This window comes from Amycolatopsis sp. NPDC054798, from assembly GCF_053611505.1.
The window spans coordinates 1-22,552 of the sequence record NZ_JBSHAM010000061.1 but is presented as its reverse complement, the minus strand read 5'-3'; the positions used below and the strand labels follow the sequence as shown (position 1 = coordinate 22,552).

The following is a 22,552-nucleotide window of genomic DNA, read 5'->3' as shown; positions in this document are numbered from 1 at the left end:
ACCCCGCGCCGGCCGGGAGGACCGGGCCGGGGACTCCTCGAGTCGAATACTCAGAGTAATGGTTACGCATAGTTGTCACCAGGTCAAGCAGAAGGTCGGTCCGCGCAGGTGGCAGGCGTGCGCGTACCACCCGGAAGACTGATTGACCGGTCCTGCTACTGTCGGTGCGGTTTCCGGCAGCAGCCGGTTGCCGACGTCCTTTAAGGACCCGTCCAGAGAGGCGGGGAAGGAGGTCCGCCTTGTCGTCACGTCCGCGTGGCGCGGCGGAGCCGGCGGGAGAGCGCGAGCTGCTTTCTGCCGGTGATGTCGCGCGCACGATCGCGAGGATGGCCCACCAGGTCATCGAGAAGACCGCTCTCGGAGCCGGTCCGCCGGAGCAGTACCCGGTGCTGCTCGGCATTCCCACCCGCGGCACTCCGCTGGCCGCGCGCCTCGCCGGGAAGATCGGCGAGTTCGCCGGGGCCGAGCCGCCGCACGGCGCCCTCGACGTCACCCTCTACCGCGACGATCTCCGCCGCCGTCCGCCGCGTGCGCTCGAACAGACGCAGCTGCCGCCGGACGGGATCGACAACCGGGTCGTCATCCTCGTCGACGACGTCCTGTTCTCCGGCCGCACCATCCGCGCCGCCCTCGACGCCTTGCGCGACCACGGCCGCCCGCGTGCCGTCCAGCTCGCCGTGCTCGTCGACCGCGGCCACCGCGAGCTGCCGATCCGAGCCGACTACGTCGGCAAGAACGTGCCCACCGCGCGCGCCGAAGGCGTCTCCGTGCTGCTGTCCGAAACCGACGGCCGGGACGCGGTGCTGCTGCGCGCGCCGGAAGGAGAAACCCGGTGAAGCACCTGCTCGCCACCGACGGGCTCGACGCGGACACCGCGACCGCCGTGCTCGACACCGCCGACGAGCTGAAGCACACGCTGCTCGGCCGCGAGGTCAAGAAGCTGCCGACGCTGCGCGGCCGCACCGTGATCACGCTGTTCTACGAAAACTCCACGCGCACCCGGGTGTCGTTCGAGATCGCCGGGAAGTGGATGAGCGCGGACGTGATCAACGTCTCGGCGTCCAGTTCCTCGGTGAACAAGGGCGAATCGCTGCGGGACACCGCGCTCACCCTGGCCGCGGCGGGCGCCGACTGCGTGATCATCCGGCACCCCGCCTCGGGTGCCGCGCACCGGCTGTCGGGCTGGCTCGCCGAGCCGGGCACCGCGGTGGTCAACGCGGGCGACGGCACCCACGAACACCCCACGCAGGCGCTGCTGGACGCGGCGACGCTGCGCGAACGGCTCGGTTCGCTCAAGGACCGCCGGATCGCGATCGTCGGCGACGTCCTGCACAGCCGGGTCGCGCGGTCGAACATCCACCTGCTCAGCACCCTCGGCGCGGAGGTGGTGCTCGTCGCGCCGCCGACGCTGCTGCCGGTCGGCGTGGAGAAGCTGCCGGTCACGGTGTCGCACGATCTCGACGCCGAGCTGCCCGCGGTCGACGCGGTGATGATGCTGCGCGTCCAAGCCGAGCGGATGCACGGCGGGTTTTTCCCGTCCGCGCGCGAGTATTCGATCTCCTACGGGCTCTCCGAGCGCCGCCAAGCGCTGCTGCCGGACCACGCGGTCGTGCTGCACCCCGGCCCGATGCTGCGCGGCATGGAGATCTCCTCCGCGGTCGCGGATTCCCCCTCCTCAGCCATTACCGAACAGGTCCGCAACGGCGTCCACGTGCGCATGGCGGTCCTCTACCACCTCCTGGCCAGTGAAGGAGCTGCCGCGTGAGCATCGTGATCAAGGGTGCCCGCCCGTACGGCGAGGGCGAGCCGGTGGACGTCCTGGTCGAAGACGGCGTGATCGCCGCGATCGGCAAGGTGAGCGTTCCCGAGGGCGCCGAGGTGCTCGACGCCAAGGGCCAGATCCTGCTGCCCGGGTTCGTCGACCTGCACACGCACTTGCGCGAGCCGGGCCGCGAAGACACCGAGACGATCGACACCGGTTCCGCCGCGGCCGCGCTGGGCGGTTACACCGCCGTGTTCGCCATGGCCAACACCGATCCGGTCGCGGACAACGCGCTCGTCACCGACCACGTGTGGCGGCGGGGGCAGGAAGTCGGCCTGGTCGACGTCCACCCGGTCGGCGCGGTCACCGTCGGGCTCAAGGGCGAGAAGCTCGCCGAACTGGGCACGATGGCCAAGGGCACCGCGGCGGTGCGAGTCTTCTCCGACGACGGCGTGTGCGTGGCGGACCCGCTGCTGATGCGCCGCGCGCTGGAGTACTCGACCGCGCTCGACGCGGTGATCGCCCAGCACGCCGAGGAACCGCGGCTCACTGTCGGCGCGCAGGCGCACGAGGGCGAGCAGGCGTCGCGGCTGGGCTACCCGGGCTGGCCGGCGTCGGCGGAGGAGTCGATCGTCGCGCGCGACTGCCTGCTGGCGCTGCACGCGAACGCGCGGCTGCACGTCTGCCACGTCTCCACCGCGGGCACGGTCGACGTCCTGCGCTGGGCGAAGGAGCGCGGTACGAAGGTGTCGGCCGAGGTCACGCCGCACCACCTGCTGCTGACCGACGACCGGCTGGAGTCCTACGACCCGGTCAACAAGGTCAACCCGCCGCTGCGCACCGGCGGCGACGCCGAGAAGCTGCGCGCCGCGCTGGCCGAGGGCGTCGTGGACTGCGTCGCGACCGACCACGCGCCGCACGCCCCGCAGGACAAGGACACCGAGTGGGCCGCGGCCCGGCCCGGCATGCTCGGCCTGCAGACCGCGCTGTCGGTGGTCGTGGAGACGATGGTCAAGACCGGCCTGCTCGACTGGCGCGGCGTCGCCAGGGTCATGAGCGAGCGGCCCGCGGAGGTCGGGAACCTTGCCGGGCACGGCCGTCCGATCGAAGCGGGCGAACCGGCGAACCTGACGCTGGTCGACCCGGACGCCGAGTGGACCGTGCGCGGCGCCGAACTGGCCAGCATCGCCGCCAACACCCCGTACGAGGGAATGCGGTTGCCCGGCGTGGTGACGGCGACCCTGCTGCGCGGGCGCGTCACCGCGCGCGAGGGGAAGATCTGCTGATGGAGCGGCTGCTGCTGACGCTGGGGATCGTCGCGTTCTTCCTGCTGTGCCTGTGGGGCATGTGGGTCGGCTGGCGGCGCAAGGCGCGCTCGCAGAGCGCGCGGATCGCGCCGTTCCCGGAGATCCCGGCCGAACCCGGCGAGTTCCGGCTGGAATCGACCGGCGTGTGCGTGGGCACCACGACCGCGGGCAACTGGCAGGACCGCGTGGTCACCCGGGGCGCGGGCCCGCGTTCCGGCGCGGTCTGGCGGCTGCACCCGGACGGGGTGGCCGTGGAACGCGGCGGGCTGCCGGACTTCTGGATCCCGCGCGCCTCGATCACCGGAATCCGCCGCGACTCCCGGCTGGCCGGGAAGGTCACCGGCACCGACGTGCTGCTGGTGATCACCTGGCGGCTCGGCGACGTCGAACTGGACACCGGATTCCGCGGCGACGACCTAGACGACTATCCGCAATGGATCGAAGAGCTTTCCCCGGGGTTCGGGGGCGGTGCCCCCGCCGGGGGTCCGGGGGTCAGTCCCCCGGAAAACACAGATCACGACATCAAGGGAGGTGCCCAGTGAGCACCGGCACTCGCGGCCCCGCCGCCCTGGTTCTCGAAGACGGCCGGGTGTTCCGCGGCGCGGCGTACGGCGCGCGCGGGCGGACCCTCGGCGAGGCGGTGTTCTGCACCGGCATGACGGGTTACCAGGAAACGCTGACGGATCCGTCCTACCACCGCCAGATCGTGGTGCAGACGGCGCCGCAGATCGGCAACACGGGCTGGAACGACGAGGACGACGAATCGTCCCGGATCTGGGTTTCCGGTTACGTGGTGCGGGATCCCGCGCGCACGCCGTCGAACTGGCGGGCGAAGCGCACGCTGGACGAGGAACTGGTGCGCCAGGGCGTGGTCGGGATTTCCGAAGTGGACACCCGCACGCTGACCCGGCATCTGCGCGAGCAGGGCGCGATGCGCGCCGGGGTGTTCTCGGGCGACGCGCTGGGCAGCGACGAGCAGATGGTCGAACAGGTGCTGGCGAGCCCGCCGATGAAGGGCGCGGATCTCGCCGGCGAGGTCTCCACGGACAAGCCGTATGTCGTTGCGGCGCAAGGGGAGCGGCGGTTCCGCGTCGCGGCGCTGGACTTGGGGATCAAGTCGAACACGCCGCGGCTGATGACGCAGCGGGGCATCGAGGTGCACGTGCTGCCGTCCAGCACCACCGCGGAGGAGCTGCTGGCGCTGGAGCCGGACGGGGTGTTCCTGTCCAACGGCCCGGGCGACCCGGCGACGACCGCGCACGCGACGGCGTTGACGAAAACCGTTCTGGAGCAACGGATTCCGTTGTTCGGGATCTGCTTCGGCAACCAGATCCTCGGCCGGGCGCTGGGCTTGGGCACCTACAAGATGCGCTACGGGCACCGGGGCATCAACATCCCGGTGATCGACGTGGCGACCGGCCGGGTCGCGATCACCGCGCAGAACCACGGATTCGCCCTCGAAGGCGAGCCGGGCCAGCGGTTCGATTCCCCTTACGGGGCCGCGCAAATCAGTCACTACTGCCCGAACGACGACACGGTCGAGGGCGTGCGCGCCTTCGACGTCCCGGCGTTTTCCGTGCAGTACCACCCCGAAGCGGCCGCGGGTCCGCACGACGCCGCGCCGCTGTTCGACGAGTTCGTTGAGTTGATGGAGAAGAAGGCCTGATGCCGAAGAGGACGGACATCCAGCACGTGCTGGTGATCGGCTCCGGGCCGATCGTGATCGGGCAGGCGGCCGAGTTCGACTACTCGGGCACGCAGGCCTGCCGGGTGCTGCGGGCCGAGGGCCTGCGGGTGAGCCTGGTGAACTCGAATCCGGCGACGATCATGACGGATCCGGAGTTCGCGGACGCGACCTACATCGAGCCGGTGACGCCGGACTTCGTGGAGAAGGTCATCGCGGCGGAGCGCCCTGACGCGCTGCTGGCCACGCTGGGCGGGCAGACGGCGCTGAACTGCGCGGTGGCGCTGCACGAGCGCGGCGTGCTGGAGAAGTACGGCGTGGAGCTGATCGGCGCGGACATCGACGCGATCCAGCGCGGCGAGGACCGGCAGAAGTTCAAGGACATCGTGCGCACGGTCGGCGCGGACGTTCCGCGCAGCCGGGTGTGCCACGACATGGACGAGGTCCGCGCGACGGTCGCGGAACTCGGCCTGCCGGTCGTGATCCGGCCCTCGTTCACCATGGGCGGCCTTGGCTCGGGCATGGCGCACACTCCCGAGGACCTGGAGCGGCTGGCGTCGACCGGGTTGACGGAGTCCCCGGTGACGGAGGTGCTGATCGAGGAGAGCGTGCTCGGCTGGAAGGAGTACGAACTCGAGCTGATGCGCGACAAGCACGACAACGTGGTGGTCGTGTGCTCGATCGAGAACGTGGACGCGATGGGCGTGCACACCGGCGACTCGGTCACCGTCGCGCCGACGATGACGCTGACCGACCGCGAGTACCAGGTGATGCGCGACGTCGGGATCGCCGTGCTGCGCGAGGTCGGCGTGGACACCGGCGGCTGCAACATCCAGTTCGCGTTCAACCCGGCCGACGGCCGGATGGTCGTGATCGAGATGAACCCGCGCGTGTCGCGAAGCAGTGCGCTGGCGTCGAAGGCGACCGGTTTCCCGATCGCGAAGATCGCGGCGAAGCTGGCGATCGGCTACACCCTCGACGAGATCCGCAACGACATCACCGGCGAGACCCCGGCGTCGTTCGAGCCCGCGCTGGACTACGTGGTGGTCAAGGTGCCGCGGTTCGCGTTCGAGAAGTTCCCGGGTGCGGACCCGACGCTGACCACGACGATGAAGTCGGTCGGCGAGGCGATGTCGTTCGGCCGCAGCTTCCCCGAAGCGCTCGGCAAGGCGATGCGGTCGATCGAGACGAAGGCGACCGGGTTCTGGACCCAGCCCGACCCCGAGGGCGTCACGCTGGAGTCCACTTTGGACGAACTGCGCACCCCGCACGAGGGACGTCTCTACGAGGTCGAGCGCGCGCTGCGCCTCGGCGCGACCGTGGAGCAGGTGCACGAGGCCTCCGGCATCGACCCGTGGTTCATCGACCAGATCGCGCTGATCGGCGAGGTCGGCGCGGAGGTCCGCGACGCACCGGTGCTGGACGGCGACCTGCTGCGGCGGGCCAAGCGCACCGGTCTGTCGGACCGGCAGATCGCCGCGCTGCGCCCGGAACTCGCGGGCGAGGACGGCGTGCGCGCGCTGCGCCACCGGCTGGGCGTGCGGCCGGTGTTCAAGACGGTCGACACCTGCGCGGCGGAATTCGCGGCGAAGACCCCGTACCACTATTCGGCTTACGAGACCGACCCCGCCGCGACCTCGGAGGTCGCGGTCCAGAGCGACAAGCCGAAGGTGCTGATCCTCGGGTCGGGGCCGAACCGGATCGGGCAGGGCATCGAGTTCGACTACTCCTGCGTGCACGCGGCGATCGCGTTGCGCGAGGCCGGGTTCGAGGCCGTGATGGTCAACTGCAACCCGGAAACCGTGTCCACCGACTACGACACGAGCGACCGGCTGTACTTCGAGCCGTTGTCGTTCGAGGACGTGCTGGAGGTCGTGCACGCCGAGCAGCAGTCCGGCACCGTCGCCGGGGTGATCGTGCAGCTGGGCGGGCAGACCCCGCTCGGGCTCGCGCAGCGGCTGGCGGACGCCGGGGTGCCGGTGGTCGGGACGCCGCCGGAGGCGATCGACCTTGCCGAGGACCGCGGCGCGTTCGGCGAGGTCCTGACCGCGGCCGGGCTGCCCGCGCCGAAGTACGGGACGGCGACCTCGTTCGAGGGCGCGAAGCGGATCGCCGACGAGATCGGCTATCCCGTCCTGGTCCGTCCGTCCTACGTGCTGGGCGGGCGCGGCATGGAGATCGTCTACGACGAGGAGTCCCTCGCCGGCTACATCCGCCGCGCGACCGAGGTCACCCCCGAGCACCCGGTGCTGGTGGACCGGTTCCTCGACGACGCGATCGAGATCGACGTCGACGCCCTGTTCGACGGCGAGGACCTCTACCTCGGCGGCGTCATGGAGCACATCGAGGAGGCCGGCATCCACTCCGGCGACTCGTCCTGCGCCCTGCCGCCGATCACCCTCGGCGCGCAGGACCTCGACGCCGTCCGCCGCTCCACCGAGGCGATCGCCCGCGGCGTCGGCGTCCGCGGCCTGCTGAACGTGCAGTACGCGCTCAAGGACGACGTGCTCTACGTCCTGGAAGCCAACCCGCGCGCCTCCCGCACAGTCCCGTTCGTGTCCAAGGCCACCGCGGTCCCGCTCGCGAAGGCCGCGGCGCTGGTGATGACCGGCTCCACGATCAAGGACCTGCGCGCCTCCGGCGTCCTGCCCGCCGAGGGCGACGGCGGCCGGATGCCCGCGGACTCCCCGGTCGCGGTCAAGGAAGCGGTCCTCCCGTTCCACCGGTTCCGCACCCCCGAGGGACACGGCGTCGACTCGCTGCTCGGGCCGGAAATGAAATCCACCGGTGAGGTCATGGGCGTCGACACCTCTTTCGGGAAAGCGTTTGCGAAATCCCAGAGCGGCGCCTACGGATCCCTTCCCACCTCGGGCCGGGTTTTCGTCTCCGTCGCCAACCGCGACAAGCGTTCGCTCGTCTTCCCGGTGAAGCGGCTGGCCGACCTCGGCTTCGAGATCCTGGCCACCACCGGCACCGCGGAAGTGTTGCGGCGCAACGGGGTTGCCTGTTCGGTGGTGCGCAAGCACTCCGAGCCGGACCCGGGCACCGGCGAGCCGAACATCGTGGACGTGATCCTCGCCGGGGACGTCAACATGGTCATCAACACGCCGTACGGAAACAGCGGTCCGCGTGTGGACGGTTACGAAATCCGCACCGCAGCGGTTTCGCGCGATATTCCGTGCATCACCACCGTGCAGGGCGCCGCGGCGGCCGTGCACGGCATCGAAGCGCTTATCCGGGGCGACATCGGCGTGCGCAGCCTGCAGGACCTCCAGGCGGCGCTGAAGGCGACGTCGTGACCGCGCGGTTCGGTGCCCGGCTGGCCGAAGCAGTGGCCGCGCGAGGGCCGCTGTGCGCCGGGATCGACCCGCATCCGGGCCTGATCGAGGCGTGGGGCTTGCCGCTCGACGCGAGCGGGCTCGAACGGTTCGCGCTCAGCGCCGCCGAGGCGCTGGGCGAGGTGGCGGCGATCGTGAAGCCGCAGTCGGCGTTCTTCGAGGCGTTCGGGCCCGCCGGAGTGGCGGTGCTCGAACGCGTCGTAGACGTCGCGCACGACGCCGGAGCGCTCGTCCTGCTGGACGTCAAGCGCGGTGACATCGGCTCCACCATGGCGGCCTATACGGCGGCGTACGTGGCCGAGAAGGCGGCTTTCACCGCCGACGCGGCCACGGTGTCGCCGTACCTCGGCTTCGGTGCTCTCGACGCTGCTGTCGCGACAGCGCGCGAAGCGGGCAACGGCTTGTTCGTGCTCGCGCGCACGTCGAACCCGGAAGCGAACGCGTTGCAGCGCGCGCGGCTCGAAGACGGCCGTACGGTCGCTCAGAGCGTCGTAGACGCTGCTGCGGACCACAACGCAGGTGCTGAGCCCTACGGCGACGTCGGCGTGGTCGTAGGGGCCACTGTGGCTCCTGGGGAAGTCGACCTGAGCCGGCTCAACGGACCGGTGCTCGCGCCCGGTTTCGGGGCGCAGGGGGCAACTGAGGCGGATTTGCGGGCAGTCTTCGGCGAAGGGCTGCCGGGCCTGCTCCCGGCGTCTTCGCGAGACCTGCTGCGCCACGGCCCGGACACGGACGCGTTACGCCGTGCGGCCCAAGAGGTGAACGGCCGGTTGGCGGGACTGCGGGAAAAAGACCAATAGCAGGCCCCGGAATCGCGCTCCACCAGCCACCCCCGCATTGTGGCCCCTGCTCAGGGGTGGGTACCGTCGCGTCACCCACCCAGATGTGAGAACTACCGGAGGAAAACGTGGCACTTCCCCAGCTGACAGAGGAACAGCGTGCTGCGGCGCTGGAGAAGGCCGCCGCCGCCCGCCGCATCCGTGCTGAGCTGAAGGAGCGGCTGAAGCGGGGCGGTACCACTCTGGTCGACGTGCTGAAGCAGGCCGAGGAGAACGAAGTCCTCGGCAAGATGAAGGTTTCGGCCTTGCTCGAGGCGCTCCCCGGCGTCGGCAAGGTCCGTGCCCAGCAGACGATGGAACGACTGGAGATCGCCCCCAGCCGCAGGCTCCGCGGGCTCGGCGACCGGCAGCGCAAGGCGCTGCTGGCCGAGTTCAGCGGCGAGTGAGCGGCGTCGGTCAGGACTACCCGGTGACCCGGGGCGCCGACCGCGGCAGTGAGCCGGTGGCGGGGGACATCTCCCGCCCCCGGCTCACGGTCGTCTCCGGCCCTTCCGGCGTCGGGAAGTCGAGTGTGGTGGGACAGCTGCGCCGGCTCGAGCCGAACCTGTACTTCAGCGTTTCGGTGACGACGCGGGCGCCGCGGCCGGGCGAGGTCGACGGAAACCATTACCACTTCGTGGATTCCGCCGAATTCGACCGGATGGTGGCCGGGAACCGGCTGCTGGAGTGGGCCGAGTTCGCGGGCAACCGGTACGGGACGCCGCGCGAGCCGGTGGAGAAGGCGCTGGCGGACGGCCGTCCGGCGGTGCTGGAGATCGAACTGCAGGGCGCCCGGCAGGTCCGCGCCGCGATGCCGGAAGCCCGGCTGGTCATGCTGATGCCGCCCTCGTGGGAGGAACTCGTCGGCAGGCTCACCGGCCGCGGCACCGAGACCGAGGCCGCGGTGGCCGCCCGGCTGGCCGAGGCGGAACGCGAACTGGCCGCCGCCGGGGAGTTCGACGAACGGGTCGTGAACGCCGACGTCGAGGTCGCCGCGCGGCGGTTGCTAGACTTGATTACCGGCGGTGGCGATTCTGCCGCCGATCGATGTGACGATACGGAGCAGCACGAGTGACTGTGCAACAGGCGACGCTGGAAGAGCTCGAAGGCATCACCAACCCGCCGATCGACGACCTGCTCGAAAAGGTGTCCTCGAAGTACGCGCTGGTGATCTACTCGGCCAAGCGGGCCCGGCAGATCAACGACTACTACGCGCAGCTGGGCGAGGGCCTGCTGGAGTACGTGGGACCGCTGGTCGAGCCCGGCCCCCGCGAGAAGCCGCTGTCGATCGCGCTGCGCGAGATCCACGGCGGGCTGCTCGAGCACACCGAGGGTGAATGACGCCAAGCCCAGGGTCGTCCTGGGCGTGGGCGGCGGCATCGCCGCCTACAAGGCGTGCGAGGTCCTGCGGGGCCTCACCGAATCCGGGCACGACGTGCGCGTCGTGCCCACCGAGGCCGCGCTGAACTTCGTCGGCGCGGCGACCTTCGAGGCGCTGTCCGGGAACCCGGTGCACACCGGGGTCTTCACCGAGGTGCCCGAGGTGCAGCACGTGCGGGTCGGCAAAGAGGCCGACCTCGTGCTGGTCGTCCCGGCGACCGCGAACCTGCTGGCCAAGGCCGCGCACGGGCTCGCCGACGACCTTCTGACGAACACCCTGCTCACCGCCCGGTGCCCGGTCGCCTTCTTCCCGGCGATGCACACGGAGATGTGGGAGCACCCGGCCACCCGCGACAACGTGGCGCTGCTGCGCTCGCGCGGCGTGGTCGTCACCGAACCCGCCGCGGGCAGGCTCACGGGTGTCGACACCGGCAAGGGACGGCTCGCCGACCCGGCCGAGATCGTCGACCTGGCCCGGCTGCTGCTCGCCGAGCCGAAGGCGCTGCCGCGAGACCTCGAAGGCCTGCGCGTGGTGATCTCCGCTGGCGGCACTCGCGAACCGCTCGACCCGGTCCGCTACCTGGGCAACCGCTCGTCCGGCAAACAGGGCTTCGCGCTCGCCCGGGTCGCCGCTCAGCGCGGTGCCGAGGTCACGCTGGTCGCCGGGCACACCGACGCACTGCCGTCCCCGGCGGGCGCGACGCTGCAACGCGTGTCAACCGCGGAGGAAATGCGGAAAGCGGTGCACGCCGCCGCTGCCGATGCGGATGTCGTCGTGATGGCCGCCGCGGTCGCGGATTTCCGGCCCGCCACGCTGGCCGACCACAAGATCAAGAAGTCCGACGACAGCCCGGACCCGGTCATCACGCTGGACCGCAACGCCGACATCCTCGCCGAACTCGTCCAGGAACGGCGTTCCGGGCAGATCGTGGTGGGTTTCGCCGCGGAAACCGGAGACGAGAACGGCAGCGTGCTCGACCACGCCCGCGCCAAGCTGCGCCGCAAGGGCGCGGATCTGCTCGTGGTCAACGCGGTCGGCGACGGCAAAGCGTTCGGCACCGAGGACAACTCGGGCTGGCTGCTCGCCGCCGACGGCACTGAGCAGGTCATCTCGCAGGGCGCTAAAGCCCGGCTGGCGGCCACATTGTGGGATGCCGTAACAGCGTTGATTGAACGTCGACTCTAGCTACAGGCCCGCTGGGTAGGGTGGGTCGTGCCAGGAGCGCCTGAAATCCGGTGGGGCGCCGAAGCTAGACCGAGGGAAGTGACGAGGTCGTGTCTGCGTCCACGAAAAGGCTGTTCACGTCGGAATCCGTGACTGAGGGCCACCCCGACAAGATCTGTGACGCCATCAGCGACTCGATCCTCGACGGCCTGCTGACCAAGGACCCGCGGAGCCGGGTCGCCGTCGAGACCCTGATCACGACGGGCCAGGTGCACGTCGCGGGCGAGGTGACGACCGAGGCGTACGCGGACATCCCCACCATCGTGCGGGACGTCATCCTGCGGATCGGCTACGACTCGTCGGCCAAGGGCTTCGACGGCAACTCCTGCGGCGTGAACGTCGCGATCGGGTCGCAGTCACCGGACATCGCCCAGGGCGTCGACACCGCGTATGAGGCACGGGTCGAAACCGGGTCTTCGATCGAGGACGAGATCAACCGCCAGGGCGCCGGCGACCAGGGCCTGATGTTCGGCTACGCCTGCTCGGACACGCCCGAGCTGATGCCGCTGCCGATCGCACTCGCGCACCGGCTGTCGCGCCGGCTGACCGCGGTCCGCAAGGACGGCGTGCTCCCGTACCTGCGCCCGGACGGCAAGACCCAGGTCACCATCGAGTACGCCGGCGAGCAGCCGGTGCGGCTCGACACCGTCGTGGTTTCCACCCAGCACGCGGACGGGATCGACCTGGAGCAGATGCTCGGGGTCGACGTGAAAAAGCACGTCGTTGAGCCGGAGCTGGCCGAGCTGAGCCTCGACACCGACAGCACCCGTCTGCTGGTCAACCCCACCGGCCGCTTCGTGATCGGCGGCCCGATGGGCGACGCCGGGCTCACCGGCCGCAAGATCATCGTCGACACCTACGGCGGCATGGCCCGCCACGGCGGCGGCGCGTTCTCCGGCAAGGACCCGTCCAAGGTGGACCGCTCGGCCGCGTACGCGATGCGCTGGGTGGCCAAGAACGTGGTCGCCGCAGGCTTGGCCGGACGGGTCGAGGTGCAGGTGGCGTACGCGATCGGCAAGGCCGCCCCGGTGGGCCTGTTCGTCGAGACGTTCGGCACCGAAACCGTCGACCCGAGCAAGATCCAGGCCGCCATCAGCGAGGTCTTCGACCTCCGCCCCGCCGCGATCATCCGCGACCTGGACCTGCTGCGCCCGATCTACGCCCCGACCGCGGCCTACGGCCACTTCGGCCGCCCAGACCTGAACCTGCCGTGGGAAAGCACCGCCCGCGCAGACGCCCTGCGCTCCCTCGCAGGCGCCTGATCCGCTTCGCTTGGTCCGTGAAGGGCCCCTTGAGGGAATCTGATTCCCTCAAGGGGCCCTTCACGGCTTTCAGGCCGACCTGCCAGCGAGCCGCTCCTCCCGCTCGCCGCCGGAAGCGTCGGACCCGTCTGGTAGAGATCTTCTCGTGAACAGCTCCGAACCCACCCCCCTGTGGGACCTGCCGGAGCCTCCGCGCTCCGCCCCGGAGCCGAAGGCCGCCCCGGCGAAGAAGCCCCCAGCCGGAAAAACGCCGTCCCGCAAACCCTCCCGCAAAGGCCAGCAAACCCCCGCCCCCGAACTCCCCGTCGCGAAGATCGCCGTCGACATCCCCCTCGCCCACCTGGACCGCACCTTCGACTACCAGGTCCCGGAAAAACTGCACGAAACCGCGGTTCCCGGCTGCCGGGTCCGAGTGCGCTTCGCCGGGCAACTGGTCGACGGCTACCTCATCGAACGCACCGACACGACGGAGTACGAGCGAAAACTCGCATACCTGGAACGGGTCACCTCAAGCGAACCCGTTCTTCCGCCCGCTTTGCACGCCGTCTGCCGCTCCGTAGCCGACCGCTACGCCGGAACTCTCTCCGACGTCCTGCGCCTGGCCCTGCCGCCCCGGCACGCGAAAGTCGAAGGCGAACCTCCCGCGGAACCCGCTCCAGCGCCGGAAGCACCCGACGTCTCCGCGTGGTCCCGCTACCAACGCGGGGAAGCGTTCCTGGAAGCGATAGCGGAAGGCCGCCTGGCGAACGCGGTCTGGCAAGCACTTCCCGGCGAGGACTGGCCACGTCGTCTCGCCGAAGCAGCCGCCACCGCGGCGTCCCAGGGCCGGGGTGCGGTCCTGGTGGTGCCGGACCACCGCGACCTCGCCCGGGTGCACGAGGCGTGCATCGAACTGGTGGGGGAGAAGGGCGTCGCGGCGCTGATCGCCGGTTTGGGACCGGCCGAGCGGTACCGTCGCTGGCTTTCGGTGCTGCGCGGCGCGGTCCGCGTGGTCGTCGGCACTCGCGCGGCGATGTTCGCCCCGGTCGCCGATCCCGGGCTCTTCGTCGTCTGGGACGACGGCGACGATCTGCATCTCGATCCGCACGCCCCGTACCCGCACGTACGGGATGTGCTGATGGATCGGGCGCACGCCACGAAATCGGCGTTCCTGCTCGGCGGGTTCGCCCGGACCGCCGAGGCCCAGCTGCTGGTGGAATCCGGCTGGGCGCAACAGATCCAGGCCGATCGCGCCGAACTCCGCGCCGCCGCCCCGCGCGTGACCCCGGTCGGCGAGGACTTCGACGTGGCGCGCGACGAAGCCGCTCGCGTCGCCCGCCTGCCCGCGGTGGCGTTCGAGGCGGCGCGCCAGGCTTTCGCCGCCGGATTGCCTGCTTTGGTCCAAGTCCCGCGCCGCGGTTACGTTCCCGGATTGTCCTGCGGCCAATGCCGGACGCCCGCCCACTGCCGCCGCTGCGCCGGTCCGCTCGCGTTGCCCGGCGGTTCGGTGGACGGAGCCCCGCGTCCGCCCGCCTGCCGGTGGTGCGGGGTCCCGGAAACCGGTTTCCGTTGCCCCGCATGCGGTTCCGTCCGGTTGCGGGCGGTCGTGGTCGGTGCGAAACGCACCGCGGAAGAACTCGGGAGGGCATTTCCCGGCGTGCCGGTCCGGACCTCGGGCGCCGCTGAAGTCCTGGCGACCGTCCCCGGCCGCCCGGCTCTGGTGGTCTGCACGCCAGGCGCGGAGCCGGTCGCCGAGGGCGGTTACGGCGCGGCGCTGCTGCTGGACGGCTGGGCGTTGCTCGGCCGCCAGGATCTGCGTGCCGCGGAGGAAACTCTCCGCCGCTGGATGGCCGCCGGGGCGCTGGTCCGCCCGGCGGCGAGCGGGGGCCGGGTGGTCGTCGGCGCGGAAGCCGGGCTGGCGGTGGTGCAGGCACTGGTGCGCTGGGATCCGGGCTGGCATGCCGGCCAGGAACTGGAGCAACGCCGGGAGCTGGGTTTCCCGCCCGCGATGCGGATGGCGAGCGTCGAGGGGAGCCCGGCCGCGGTGGCGAGCGTGCTGGACGACCTCCCGCTGCCGGACACCGGCGAGGTGCTTGGTCCCGTGCCGCTGGGCGATTACGACGACGAGGGCAACGCGGAACGGGAGCGGGCGCTGGTGCGCGTGGCCCGCCGGGACGGTCGCGCGCTGGCGGCCGTGGTGCGGGACGCGGTAGCCCGCCGGGACGCGCGGAAAGCGGTCGAGCCGGTGCGGGTGCAGCTGGATCCGCTGGACCTGATTTAGGCGGTCGTGCGGGGACCGGTTCCGGCGCGGAACACGGTAGCGTGGGGACGTTCGGCGTGCGGTCGACCCGTCGCGGGTCCCGCCGGATTTCCTGTTGGGGCGGTCGCCGGTAGCGGCACGGACTCGTTCAACTGGCTTCGGCCCGCAGTTGCACGCGGACTCCGACAAGCGCGAGACGCAGGCGCGGACCGTCGTTCGAACCGGCGAGTGCGACTGGATCCGCTGAACCAGCTCTGGCCGACCGCTCATTCCCGCATCGCATCCCGGCCCCGAAGCGGTTTTCCGTGCTGCTGCGCGGTTTCCGTTTGAACCGGTTCGTCCCGGGGTGTATTGGGGACGTGGAAGCCGTGGGCGGGGCGCGGTCGCGCAGGGCAGCCGGTTGCTCCGTTCGCGGGACGGGGATGCGGCATCTGCCGTCTTCGCGCCTACCCAGCGCACACTTACTCTTGAGGCCGGGCGGCCATGATCAGGACCGCGGCCCGGACCGGCTCCGGACCGGCCTCCCGTTCGCGTGCCCCGTGCCCGGTCCTGCGGACAGGAGTCGGCGTTGATGGGCGACGTCTCGATCCGGCCGGCTGAGCAGGCGGACCTCGCGGCGCTGGCGGAGGTCCTCGGCGACCGGGGGTTCTTCGAGGACCGGTTCACCCGGCAGGCGAAGGGCCTCGGCGTCCTGTTCACCGCGTGGTGCTCCGCGCGGCCGGTCGGCGCGGTGTACCTGTGGCTCGAAGACGCCGAGGAACCGCCGATCCGCGGCCACCTGCCGGGCGTTCCGCTGCTGAACCACCTGGAAGTCGCCCCGCACGCGCGCAATCGCGGCATCGGCGCGGCTCTCGTGCACGCGGCCGAGGACTATCTGGTCGGCCACGGCCACGCACTCGGCGCGCTAGCGGTCCGCACGGACAACACCCGCGCCGCCCGGCTGTACCGCCGCCTCGGTTACCAGGACTGGGGCCACGGCACGGTCGTTTGCTACGCGGAGCGCGTTTCGCCGGACGGGCGCACGGTGACCGAAGCCGAACGTTGCCACGTCCTGGTGAAGGGGCTGCCGGACGACCGTCCCGCGCCGCTGGCCGGCCGCACGTGCGGCGAGCGGTGAATCCTCAGGACTTGTGCACGATCTCCGAGAGCTTCAGCGTGTCGAACGCGCTGTCCGGATCGCCCGTCGAAGCGTGCCGCTCCCGCAGCGACAGCAGATGCGTCTGCCACGTGTCCCGGTCCCGCTGCCAAGCGCGCAAATACCGGACACACAGGTCCGGATCGATCAGCAGGCTGCGGCCGAGCGCGGCCTTCAGCGCCGCGATCATCCGGGCCTCGTGCGCGCCGGTCAGGTGCGGCGCGTCCTGGACCTGCCGCAGCGTGGTCCGGATGAACGCCCGCCGGCTTTCCAGGAAGTCCGCCCAGTGCGCGGTGGTCGCGTCGGCGATGCCGAGACCGTTGTCCAGCAGGCAGTAGAGGCCTTCGGCGAGTGTGTCGCCCAGTTCCTCCGAGCGGGCGCGCACGTCGTCGCGATAGGGGTCGTAGTCGTGCTGGAACGCGACGCTGGTGACCGCGGTGGCGCGCAGCCCGGTTCCGCTGAGGAGAAAGAACCAGTCCTCGTTGTAGATGTCCGGGAAAAACGAGGAGAACGCGTCGCGCCCGACGGCCAGCGCGCCGCCGCCGACGAACGTGTCCTGCTGTCCGCCGGACTCGTGATAGGCGTGGCAGACCACGGAGTTGTCCCGCATGCCGGTGTTGGCGAGGCCGACCGCCGCGTACTCGTCGAGCAGGCCCGCGGCGGCGCGCAGGTTGCTGTCTCGCGGAAGCGGGACGTCTTTGCTGCGGAACAGGCGGATGTCGTCGTCGAGGAACAGGATGCGCTGCCAGCCCGCCAGTTCGGCGATCAGCACGCCGAGATTGCGCTTGAAGCTCGTGTCGGTCCGGCGCAGCAAGCGCTTCGCCCGCAACAGCCTGCTCGTCGCGAAGGACGGCACGGCGTCGAGACCCGCGGCCTCGTCGGTGTCGATCGCGCGCACCCGCACCCCGGCGCGCTTCGCGGCGAGCACCGCGTCCGTCGCCCGGGCTTTCTTGCTGCACAGCAGCAGGAGCGTGGCGTCGGCTTCGCGGGCGGCGCGGAAGGCGTCCTTGAGGTAGGCGGCGGGGCGGCCGTTGGGCACGACGATCGCGTCGAACTGAGCCTGCGGCGCGTCCTGGTCGTCGAAGTGGTGCAGCAGCCGCTGGTGCGTCGTGTGCTGCGCAGGCGCTGCGACGGTCGCGGTCATGTGAGGCTCGATTCTGGCCACTCGTGCAGCCGGTTCTCTTGCAGGGTCCAGTCTGGGGTGAGCCCCTGGTTGTCGAAGACCGGGACCCGGCTGATGATGCTGAAGGAATCCGCGCCCGCGAAGCGCCGGTCGAGGTAGGCCTGGTTGCGGTCGCGGAAGCGGCGGTCGGTCAGTGCTCGTACAGCCCCGAGGGTGCCGCGGCTGTACATCCCGTTGCACACGGTCACAGTGCGCTTGCGGTTGAGCGGGCTGACGCCGTGGTAGAAGTGCGCGACGTCTTCGATCAGAGTGCCGTCGCGCAGTTTGGCGCTGAACATCCGGGTGGTCCCGTCCGCGCAGGTCACCTCGAACCCGCTGTCCAGCTCAGCCTCGTCGCCCTTGCGGCTGATCTGGCGGACCGGCACGTCGACCCGGTCGAGCAGCGCGCGGGTCTGCGGGTTCCAGTCGACGCCGCCGAGCAGCACCAGGTGCGCGGTGTACTCGTCGGCCGACAGCGTCGTGTTCTGGTCGGTGGTGCGGAAGGTGACGTCGCTGGCCGGGTTGCACGCGCGGATGTGGCCGTAGAGCTCGAGCAGCGCGTCCGGGTCGGCGTAGGTGTAGAGGTTCACGAAGTCCGGGCTGGCCGGGTCGGTGTAGGCGATGCGGTACTTCTCCGGCAGCTGCGCGCAGACGATCACGATGTCTTGGTTCGGCGGGAAGTGCCACAGGCTTGAGGGGGCGAAGACCGGCTGTGCGGGCGGGTCCTCGAGGTCGCCGCGCAGCGCCTGAAGCTCGGCGAGCAGCTCCTTGCGCACGGTGTGCTCGTCGTCGTTCAGCTCTTCGATGTCCAGCAGGTGGAGTTTGCGGCCCTGCACCGAACGGCGCGTGGCGAAGAAAGTCGCGTACGCCTCGAGCCGCGGCGGGGGAGGCGTCACCGGCTTCGCCACGTTCTCCCACGACGACAGCAGCCCGGTGCTCACGCCGAAGGCCTCGGCGAGCTGCTTCTGGGTGAGCACCACGTCGGACCAGCTCTCCTTGCGCAGGGTGCGCAGTCGAGCGGCGAGCGCGGGGTTGGGCTGAGACACGACTTCAGACCCTTCAGTGAAGTTCAGTCAGGCGTGAATGGCGGGGATTCTACACCCGGGACGCCGGGGTGGCCGGACGGGCCGGGGTGGAGTGTCGGCGGACCTTCAGGGGTTGCCAATCTCGGACTAGACCCGCACCTGAACCGAAGATGTCGTGTGCGCGACACCATTGTTTCAGTCCGGGCCCACCCTTATAGTAGCTGCTGTGAAAGTCTACTAGATTTCAGTAGCTTCCTGAAATAGGGGGGCGGTCATGGACACCTCAGCAGTACAGGCACCAGTACACCGAGCCATCGTGGTGGTCGACATCGAAGGGTCGACCACCCGCACGAACCCGGCTCGGGCGGGGCTTCGGTCGGTCCTGTTCGAGCTGCTCGACGAGGCGTTCCGGGCCGGGGGCATCACCGAGCAGTTCCGGGACCCGTTCATCGACCGGGGAGACGGCGCGCTGTGCCTGATCCGGCCGGTCGACGAGGTGCCGAAGACGATCCTGCTCGCCCGCGTGGTGCCCGCGCTGACCGAACTGCTCGCCCGGCACGGCGACCAGGACCCCGGACTGGCCTTCCGGCTGCGCGTTTCGGTGCACGCCGGAGAGGTGCACTACGACGCGCACGGCCCCTACGGCGAGGACATCGACATCGCCTGCCGGCTTCTGGACGCGCCTGACCTGAGACGCAGGCTGCGCAGCTCGTCGGGTCCGCTCGCGCTCGTCGTCTCGAACGCGATCCACCGCTCGGTCGTCCGGCACGGCTACGCCGGGATCGACCGCAGCTCCTTCGCCCACGCCTTCCACGTCCGCGTCGGCGGGCAGCGAACCCGCGGCTGGGTCCGCACCACCGACGCCGTCCGGCCGGGAGCGGGACTGATCGCCTGACCGGTCCGGCCGACGACGAGGAGGGGGGACCGCGGTGGAGGCGATCGGGTTCTGGCCGGCGCTGGGCGCGGCGGACCGCTCGAAGCTCGAAGAGCTGTCCGTCCGCAAGGCCTACCGGCGCGGGGACGTCCTCTGCCGCGAAGGCGAGCAGGCCGCGGTCGTGATTCTCCTCTTGACCGGGCACGTCCGGATCACCAAAGCGACGCCGGACGGGCGCGAGGTCGTGATCGGCGTCCGCGGCGCGGGCGACGTGCTCGGCGAACTGGCCGTGATCGACGGCGGACGGAGGTCGGCGACAGTGCAAGCACTCGACGAACTGGACGTCCTGGTCGTGCCCGCCCCGCGGTTCGTCGCGCTGTGCCGGCGTGAAGCGGCGATTTCCTGGGCACTGCTGCAAGTCCTGGCCGACCGGATGCGCGACGTCGGACGGCAATGGCTCGATCTCGGCGGCGGGACCCCCGCCCGGCGCGTGGCCGCGCAGCTGATGCAGCTGGCGGTGCAGCACGGCGTGCGGCGCGGCGAGGACATCGAAGTCGCGGTGCCCGGCACGCAAGCGGAACTCGCGATGACAGCGGCGATTTCGCGCGAATCGTGGGCCCGCGTGACGCGGGAACTCCGCCGCCAGGGGGTGATCAGCACCGCGCGCGGCCAGGTGACCATCCACCGGCTCGCCGAATTGCGGCGGCTCGCCCGCTGAACGTGTCAGCTGACACAGATTTCCCGGCACGGCCGGGGTTTTCTGGAAACACACCACCGAGGGAGGCAGTCATGGAACCGTTTCTTCCCGCTCCTCAGCCGGTCCGCTGGCGTCGGGGGGTGTACGCGGCAGCTCTGGTCATCCCGTTCACCGTCGCTCAGGTGTGGGCGCTGCTGGTGTTGCTGAGCCTCGAATCGCTCCACGGTCTCGTCGGACAGGCCTTCCTGGTGATCCTCGCCGGTTCCGTCGTCGCGACCGCGATCGGCTGGCGCTGGGTGTGGCAGCTGGGCTCGGAACGCCGGCGTGTGCGGGCCCGCGAGGAAATGCGCAGGCGGGCGTACGAGAACATGCGCGAATTCGGGCGGGAGAACCTGCGCGAACCGCGGATACAGGTGCTGTCGTGAACACTGTGCTGGCCGCCGCCCAGAGCGGCGGCCAGGGTGTTCCGGCCGGGGTGCTCGTGGTCGCGCTGGTGGCGCTGATCGCGGTGATCCGGGTGCTGCGCTGGATCGCCGGGCTGGCGGTGCGGCTGGCCGCGTCGGTCGCGGCGATTTCCGGACTGGTCGTCGGGGTGGCCGGCGTCGGCGGGCTGGCGACCCTGACCGCGGTGGCGATGGCGGCCGCGAAATGAGTGTGGACACCGGTTGCGGCGCGGGGCAGACTCGCCCGCATGCCCACGACCGGAAAGAGAATCCTCGCGGTGCTCTCGGCGGCCGCCCTGGTGTCCACAGCCGGGGCGGTCAGCGCCTCGGCCGCCGTTCCTGCTCCTAAATCGCCTGTCGCGACCGGCTATCTGGGCGCGGTGTCGAGCATCGACGCCGACGCCACGGCCATCGGCACACAGGTGTTGCGCGGCGGCGGCAACGCTGTCGACGCGGCGGTCGCTGTCGCGGCCGCGCTCGGCGTCACGGACCCGTTCTCGGCCGGCATCGGCGGGGGCGGGTTCTTCGTGTACTACGACGCGAAAACCGGCAAGGTGCACACGCTCGACGGCCGCGAAACCGCGCCCAAGACCGCGGACGAAAACCTGTTCGTGGAGAACGGCAAACCGCTGCCGTTCGCGGACGCGGTCACCAGCGGGCTGAGCGTCGGCGTGCCCGGCACTCCGGCGACCTGGCTCGACGCGCTGCGCAAGTGGGGCACGCGGTCGCTCGCGCAGTCGATCGCTCCGGCGGAGAGGTTGGCGCGCAAGGGGTTCGTGGTCGATCAGACCTTCCATGACCAGGTCGCGCACAACGCCGACCGGTTCGCGGCGTTCCCGTCCACCCGTTCGCTGTATTTGCCTGGGGGACAGCCTCCGGTGCCGGGGACGGTGTTCCGGAATCCTGATCTGGCTGCTACGTATGGGCAGTTGGCTCGGCGGGGTACGGATGTGGTGTATCGCGGGGAGATAGGGGCGGATATCGCCCGGACGGTGCAGCGGCCGCCGGTTGATCCGGCTTCTTCGTTGAAGGTGCGGCCGGGGAAGCTTTCCGCCGCGGATCTCGCTGCGTACCAGGCGATTGAGCGGGAGCCTACGCATACGAAGTACCGGGGGCTGGACGTTTACGGGATGCCTGCGCCGTCGTCGGGCGGGCTCACCGTGGGCGAGGCGTTGAACATTCTGGAGAACTACGATCTTCGGGGGGCCTCCAAGGCAGATTATCTGCAGTATTTCCTGGAGGCTTCGCGGTATGCGTTCGCTGATCGGAATCGGTGGATCGGGGATCCGGCGGTGATCGATGTTCCGGCCAGGGAGTTGCTTAGTCAGGAGTTCGCGGATAGTCGGGCTTGTTTGATTTCCCGGGATCGGGCGGGAGTTAGTCCGGTCGCGCCTGCTGATCCTCGGCATCCTCAGCCTTGTGGGGCTGGTGCGGTGGGGGCGCCTACGCCGTATGAGGGGGAGAACACTACCCATCTGACTGTGGCGGATCGGTGGGGGAATGTTGTTGCTTACACCCTGACTATCGAGCAGGAGGGTGGGAGCGGGATTGTCGTTCCTGGGCGTGGGTTTTTGCTCAACAACGAGTTGACGGACTTCTCGTTCGCGCCGGTTACGGCTGGGGTGCCGGATCCTAACCTGCCGGGGGCTGGGAAGCGGCCTCGGTCGTCTATGGCTCCTACTGTGGTGTTGCGGGGCGGGAAGCCGTTCTTCGCTACTGGGTCGCCTGGGGGTGCGTCGATTATTACGACGGTGCTGCAGGTGGTGCTGGGGCGGGTGGACCGGGGGTTGTCGTTGGAGGAGGCGATTGCTGCGCCTCGGGCTTCTCAGCGGAATGGGGCCAAGGCTGATGTTGAGGAGGGGTTCTTGGCTCAGCCGGAGGCTGCGGATTTGAGGGGGAGGGGGCAGGTGTTTTCGTCCTCGCCTGCGGAGATCGGGGCGGCTACTGGGGTGGAGTATTTGCGGGACGGGCGGTGGGTCGCTGCTGCTGAGCCGGTTCGGCGGGGGCAGGGGGCGGCTCAGGTGGTGTTGCCTTGGCGGTGGCCTGGGGAGGGGTGAGGCTTTGGGTTTCGGCTCGTCGCCTGGCGGCGGCATTGCTCCGGGTTTAGTGGGGGCACCCCGAAGCTGATTGTGACGACGGACGGCGGGGGGGTTTTAATTCCGGGAATATGCCTTTAGAAACACCCCCCCGCCGCGGTTTTT

21 protein-coding genes are annotated in these 22,552 nt (G+C 70.4%); 19 read left to right on the top strand and 2 right to left on the bottom strand.

The window, feature by feature from the left end; all coding sequences use genetic code 11:
* The first annotated feature begins 239 nt into the window (after positions 1-239).
* The 14 genes from pyrR to ACWGIC_RS30740 all read left to right on the top strand — a co-directional run bounded on the left by pyrR (position 240) and on the right by ACWGIC_RS30740 (position 16,132).
* Positions 240-836, top strand: a complete 597-nt coding sequence (gene pyrR, locus ACWGIC_RS30805) for a bifunctional pyr operon transcriptional regulator/uracil phosphoribosyltransferase PyrR (RefSeq protein ID WP_406629558.1) — start codon at positions 240-242, stop codon at positions 834-836.
* On the top strand, positions 833-1,765 hold the full coding sequence (locus ACWGIC_RS30800) for an aspartate carbamoyltransferase catalytic subunit (protein ID WP_452079414.1): 933 nt from the start codon (positions 833-835) through the stop codon (positions 1,763-1,765). The genes pyrR and ACWGIC_RS30800 overlap by 4 nt, the downstream gene beginning before the upstream one ends.
* Complete coding sequence (locus ACWGIC_RS30795) at positions 1,762-3,048, top strand: dihydroorotase (RefSeq protein ID WP_452079413.1); 1,287 nt, start codon at positions 1,762-1,764, stop codon at positions 3,046-3,048. Before ACWGIC_RS30800 ends, ACWGIC_RS30795 begins: the two co-directional genes overlap by 4 nt.
* Entirely contained in the window at positions 3,048-3,611 is a 564-nt protein-coding gene (locus tag ACWGIC_RS30790) for a PH-like domain-containing protein (protein WP_452079412.1), read from the top strand. The genes ACWGIC_RS30795 and ACWGIC_RS30790 overlap by 1 nt, the downstream gene beginning before the upstream one ends.
* Positions 3,608-4,735: a glutamine-hydrolyzing carbamoyl-phosphate synthase small subunit gene (gene carA, locus ACWGIC_RS30785; RefSeq protein WP_452079411.1), complete on the top strand. Its 1,128-nt coding sequence runs from the start codon at positions 3,608-3,610 to the stop codon at positions 4,733-4,735. The genes ACWGIC_RS30790 and carA overlap by 4 nt, the downstream gene beginning before the upstream one ends.
* Positions 4,735-8,052: a carbamoyl-phosphate synthase large subunit gene (gene carB, locus ACWGIC_RS30780; protein ID WP_452079410.1), complete on the top strand. Its 3,318-nt coding sequence runs from the start codon at positions 4,735-4,737 to the stop codon at positions 8,050-8,052. The genes carA and carB overlap by 1 nt, the downstream gene beginning before the upstream one ends.
* Entirely contained in the window at positions 8,049-8,891 is an 843-nt protein-coding gene (gene pyrF, locus ACWGIC_RS30775; RefSeq protein WP_452079409.1) for an orotidine-5'-phosphate decarboxylase, read from the top strand. Before carB ends, pyrF begins: the two co-directional genes overlap by 4 nt.
* Before the next feature lie 107 nt (positions 8,892-8,998).
* Positions 8,999-9,316, top strand: coding sequence for an integration host factor, actinobacterial type (gene mihF / locus ACWGIC_RS30770; RefSeq protein WP_003096398.1), 318 nt, complete (start codon positions 8,999-9,001; stop codon positions 9,314-9,316).
* Entirely contained in the window at positions 9,313-9,984 is a 672-nt protein-coding gene (gmk, locus tag ACWGIC_RS30765; protein WP_452079408.1) for a guanylate kinase, read from the top strand. The genes mihF and gmk overlap by 4 nt, the downstream gene beginning before the upstream one ends.
* On the top strand, positions 9,981-10,250 hold the full coding sequence (gene rpoZ / locus ACWGIC_RS30760) for a DNA-directed RNA polymerase subunit omega (protein ID WP_020658117.1): 270 nt from the start codon (positions 9,981-9,983) through the stop codon (positions 10,248-10,250). The genes gmk and rpoZ overlap by 4 nt, the downstream gene beginning before the upstream one ends.
* Positions 10,243-11,475, top strand: a complete 1,233-nt coding sequence (gene coaBC / locus ACWGIC_RS30755; RefSeq protein WP_452079407.1) for a bifunctional phosphopantothenoylcysteine decarboxylase/phosphopantothenate--cysteine ligase CoaBC — start codon at positions 10,243-10,245, stop codon at positions 11,473-11,475. The genes rpoZ and coaBC overlap by 8 nt, the downstream gene beginning before the upstream one ends.
* A gap of 89 nt (positions 11,476-11,564) precedes the next feature.
* Positions 11,565-12,776 carry a methionine adenosyltransferase gene (metK, locus tag ACWGIC_RS30750; protein ID WP_452079406.1) on the top strand — a complete coding sequence of 404 codons (1,212 nt, stop codon included), beginning with the start codon at positions 11,565-11,567 and terminating at the stop codon, positions 12,774-12,776.
* 145 nt (positions 12,777-12,921) lie between these two features.
* The gene (locus ACWGIC_RS30745) at positions 12,922-15,036 is read left to right on the top strand and encodes a primosomal protein N' (protein ID WP_452079405.1); all 2,115 of its coding nucleotides are present in this window, start codon (positions 12,922-12,924) and stop codon (positions 15,034-15,036) included.
* A 550-nt stretch (positions 15,037-15,586) separates the two neighbouring features.
* The gene (locus ACWGIC_RS30740; protein WP_452079404.1) at positions 15,587-16,132 is read left to right on the top strand and encodes a GNAT family N-acetyltransferase; all 546 of its coding nucleotides are present in this window, start codon (positions 15,587-15,589) and stop codon (positions 16,130-16,132) included.
* A 4-nt stretch (positions 16,133-16,136) separates the two neighbouring features.
* On the opposite strand, the gene ACWGIC_RS30735 is transcribed toward ACWGIC_RS30740, so the two are convergent.
* Complete coding sequence (locus ACWGIC_RS30735; protein ID WP_452079403.1) at positions 16,137-17,294, bottom strand: hypothetical protein; 1,158 nt, start codon at positions 17,292-17,294, stop codon at positions 16,137-16,139.
* Positions 17,291-18,358: a helix-turn-helix domain-containing protein gene (locus ACWGIC_RS30730; protein WP_452079402.1), complete on the bottom strand. Its 1,068-nt coding sequence runs from the start codon at positions 18,356-18,358 to the stop codon at positions 17,291-17,293. The genes ACWGIC_RS30735 and ACWGIC_RS30730 overlap by 4 nt, the downstream gene beginning before the upstream one ends.
* 253 nt (positions 18,359-18,611) lie before the next feature.
* On the opposite strand from ACWGIC_RS30730, the gene ACWGIC_RS30725 reads away from it, so the two are divergent.
* The 5 genes from ACWGIC_RS30725 (at position 18,612) to ggt (ending at position 22,408) form a co-directional block, all read left to right on the top strand.
* Positions 18,612-19,232, top strand: coding sequence for a hypothetical protein (locus ACWGIC_RS30725; RefSeq protein ID WP_452079401.1), 621 nt, complete (start codon positions 18,612-18,614; stop codon positions 19,230-19,232).
* 34 nt (positions 19,233-19,266) lie between these two features.
* Entirely contained in the window at positions 19,267-19,929 is a 663-nt protein-coding gene (locus ACWGIC_RS30720) for a Crp/Fnr family transcriptional regulator (protein ID WP_452079400.1), read from the top strand.
* A 71-nt stretch (positions 19,930-20,000) separates the two neighbouring features.
* Positions 20,001-20,333, top strand: coding sequence for a hypothetical protein (locus ACWGIC_RS30715; protein ID WP_452079399.1), 333 nt, complete (start codon positions 20,001-20,003; stop codon positions 20,331-20,333).
* Positions 20,330-20,560, top strand: a complete 231-nt coding sequence (locus ACWGIC_RS30710) for a hypothetical protein (RefSeq protein WP_452079398.1) — start codon at positions 20,330-20,332, stop codon at positions 20,558-20,560. Before ACWGIC_RS30715 ends, ACWGIC_RS30710 begins: the two co-directional genes overlap by 4 nt.
* Positions 20,561-20,599: 39 nt before the next feature.
* The gene (gene ggt / locus ACWGIC_RS30705; RefSeq protein WP_452079397.1) at positions 20,600-22,408 is read left to right on the top strand and encodes a gamma-glutamyltransferase; all 1,809 of its coding nucleotides are present in this window, start codon (positions 20,600-20,602) and stop codon (positions 22,406-22,408) included.
* Positions 22,409-22,552 lie beyond the last annotated feature (144 nt).

Bases quoted from the DNA above. Each gene is read 5' to 3' on its own strand.
- ACWGIC_RS30790 (WP_452079412.1), top strand. From the start codon at position 3,048: ATGGAGCGGCTGCTGCTGACGCTGGGGATCGTCGCGTTCTTCCTGCTG.
- carB (WP_452079410.1), top strand. From the start codon at position 4,735: ATGCCGAAGAGGACGGACATCCAGCACGTGCTGGTGATCGGCTCCGGG.
- ACWGIC_RS30740 (WP_452079404.1), top strand. From the start codon at position 15,587: ATGGGCGACGTCTCGATCCGGCCGGCTGAGCAGGCGGACCTCGCGGCG.
- ACWGIC_RS30735 (WP_452079403.1), bottom strand. From the start codon at position 17,294: ATGACCGCGACCGTCGCAGCGCCTGCGCAGCACACGACGCACCAGCGG.
- ACWGIC_RS30725 (WP_452079401.1), top strand. From the start codon at position 18,612: ATGGACACCTCAGCAGTACAGGCACCAGTACACCGAGCCATCGTGGTG.
- ACWGIC_RS30715 (WP_452079399.1), top strand. From the start codon at position 20,001: ATGGAACCGTTTCTTCCCGCTCCTCAGCCGGTCCGCTGGCGTCGGGGG.
- ggt (WP_452079397.1), top strand. From the start codon at position 20,600: ATGCCCACGACCGGAAAGAGAATCCTCGCGGTGCTCTCGGCGGCCGCC.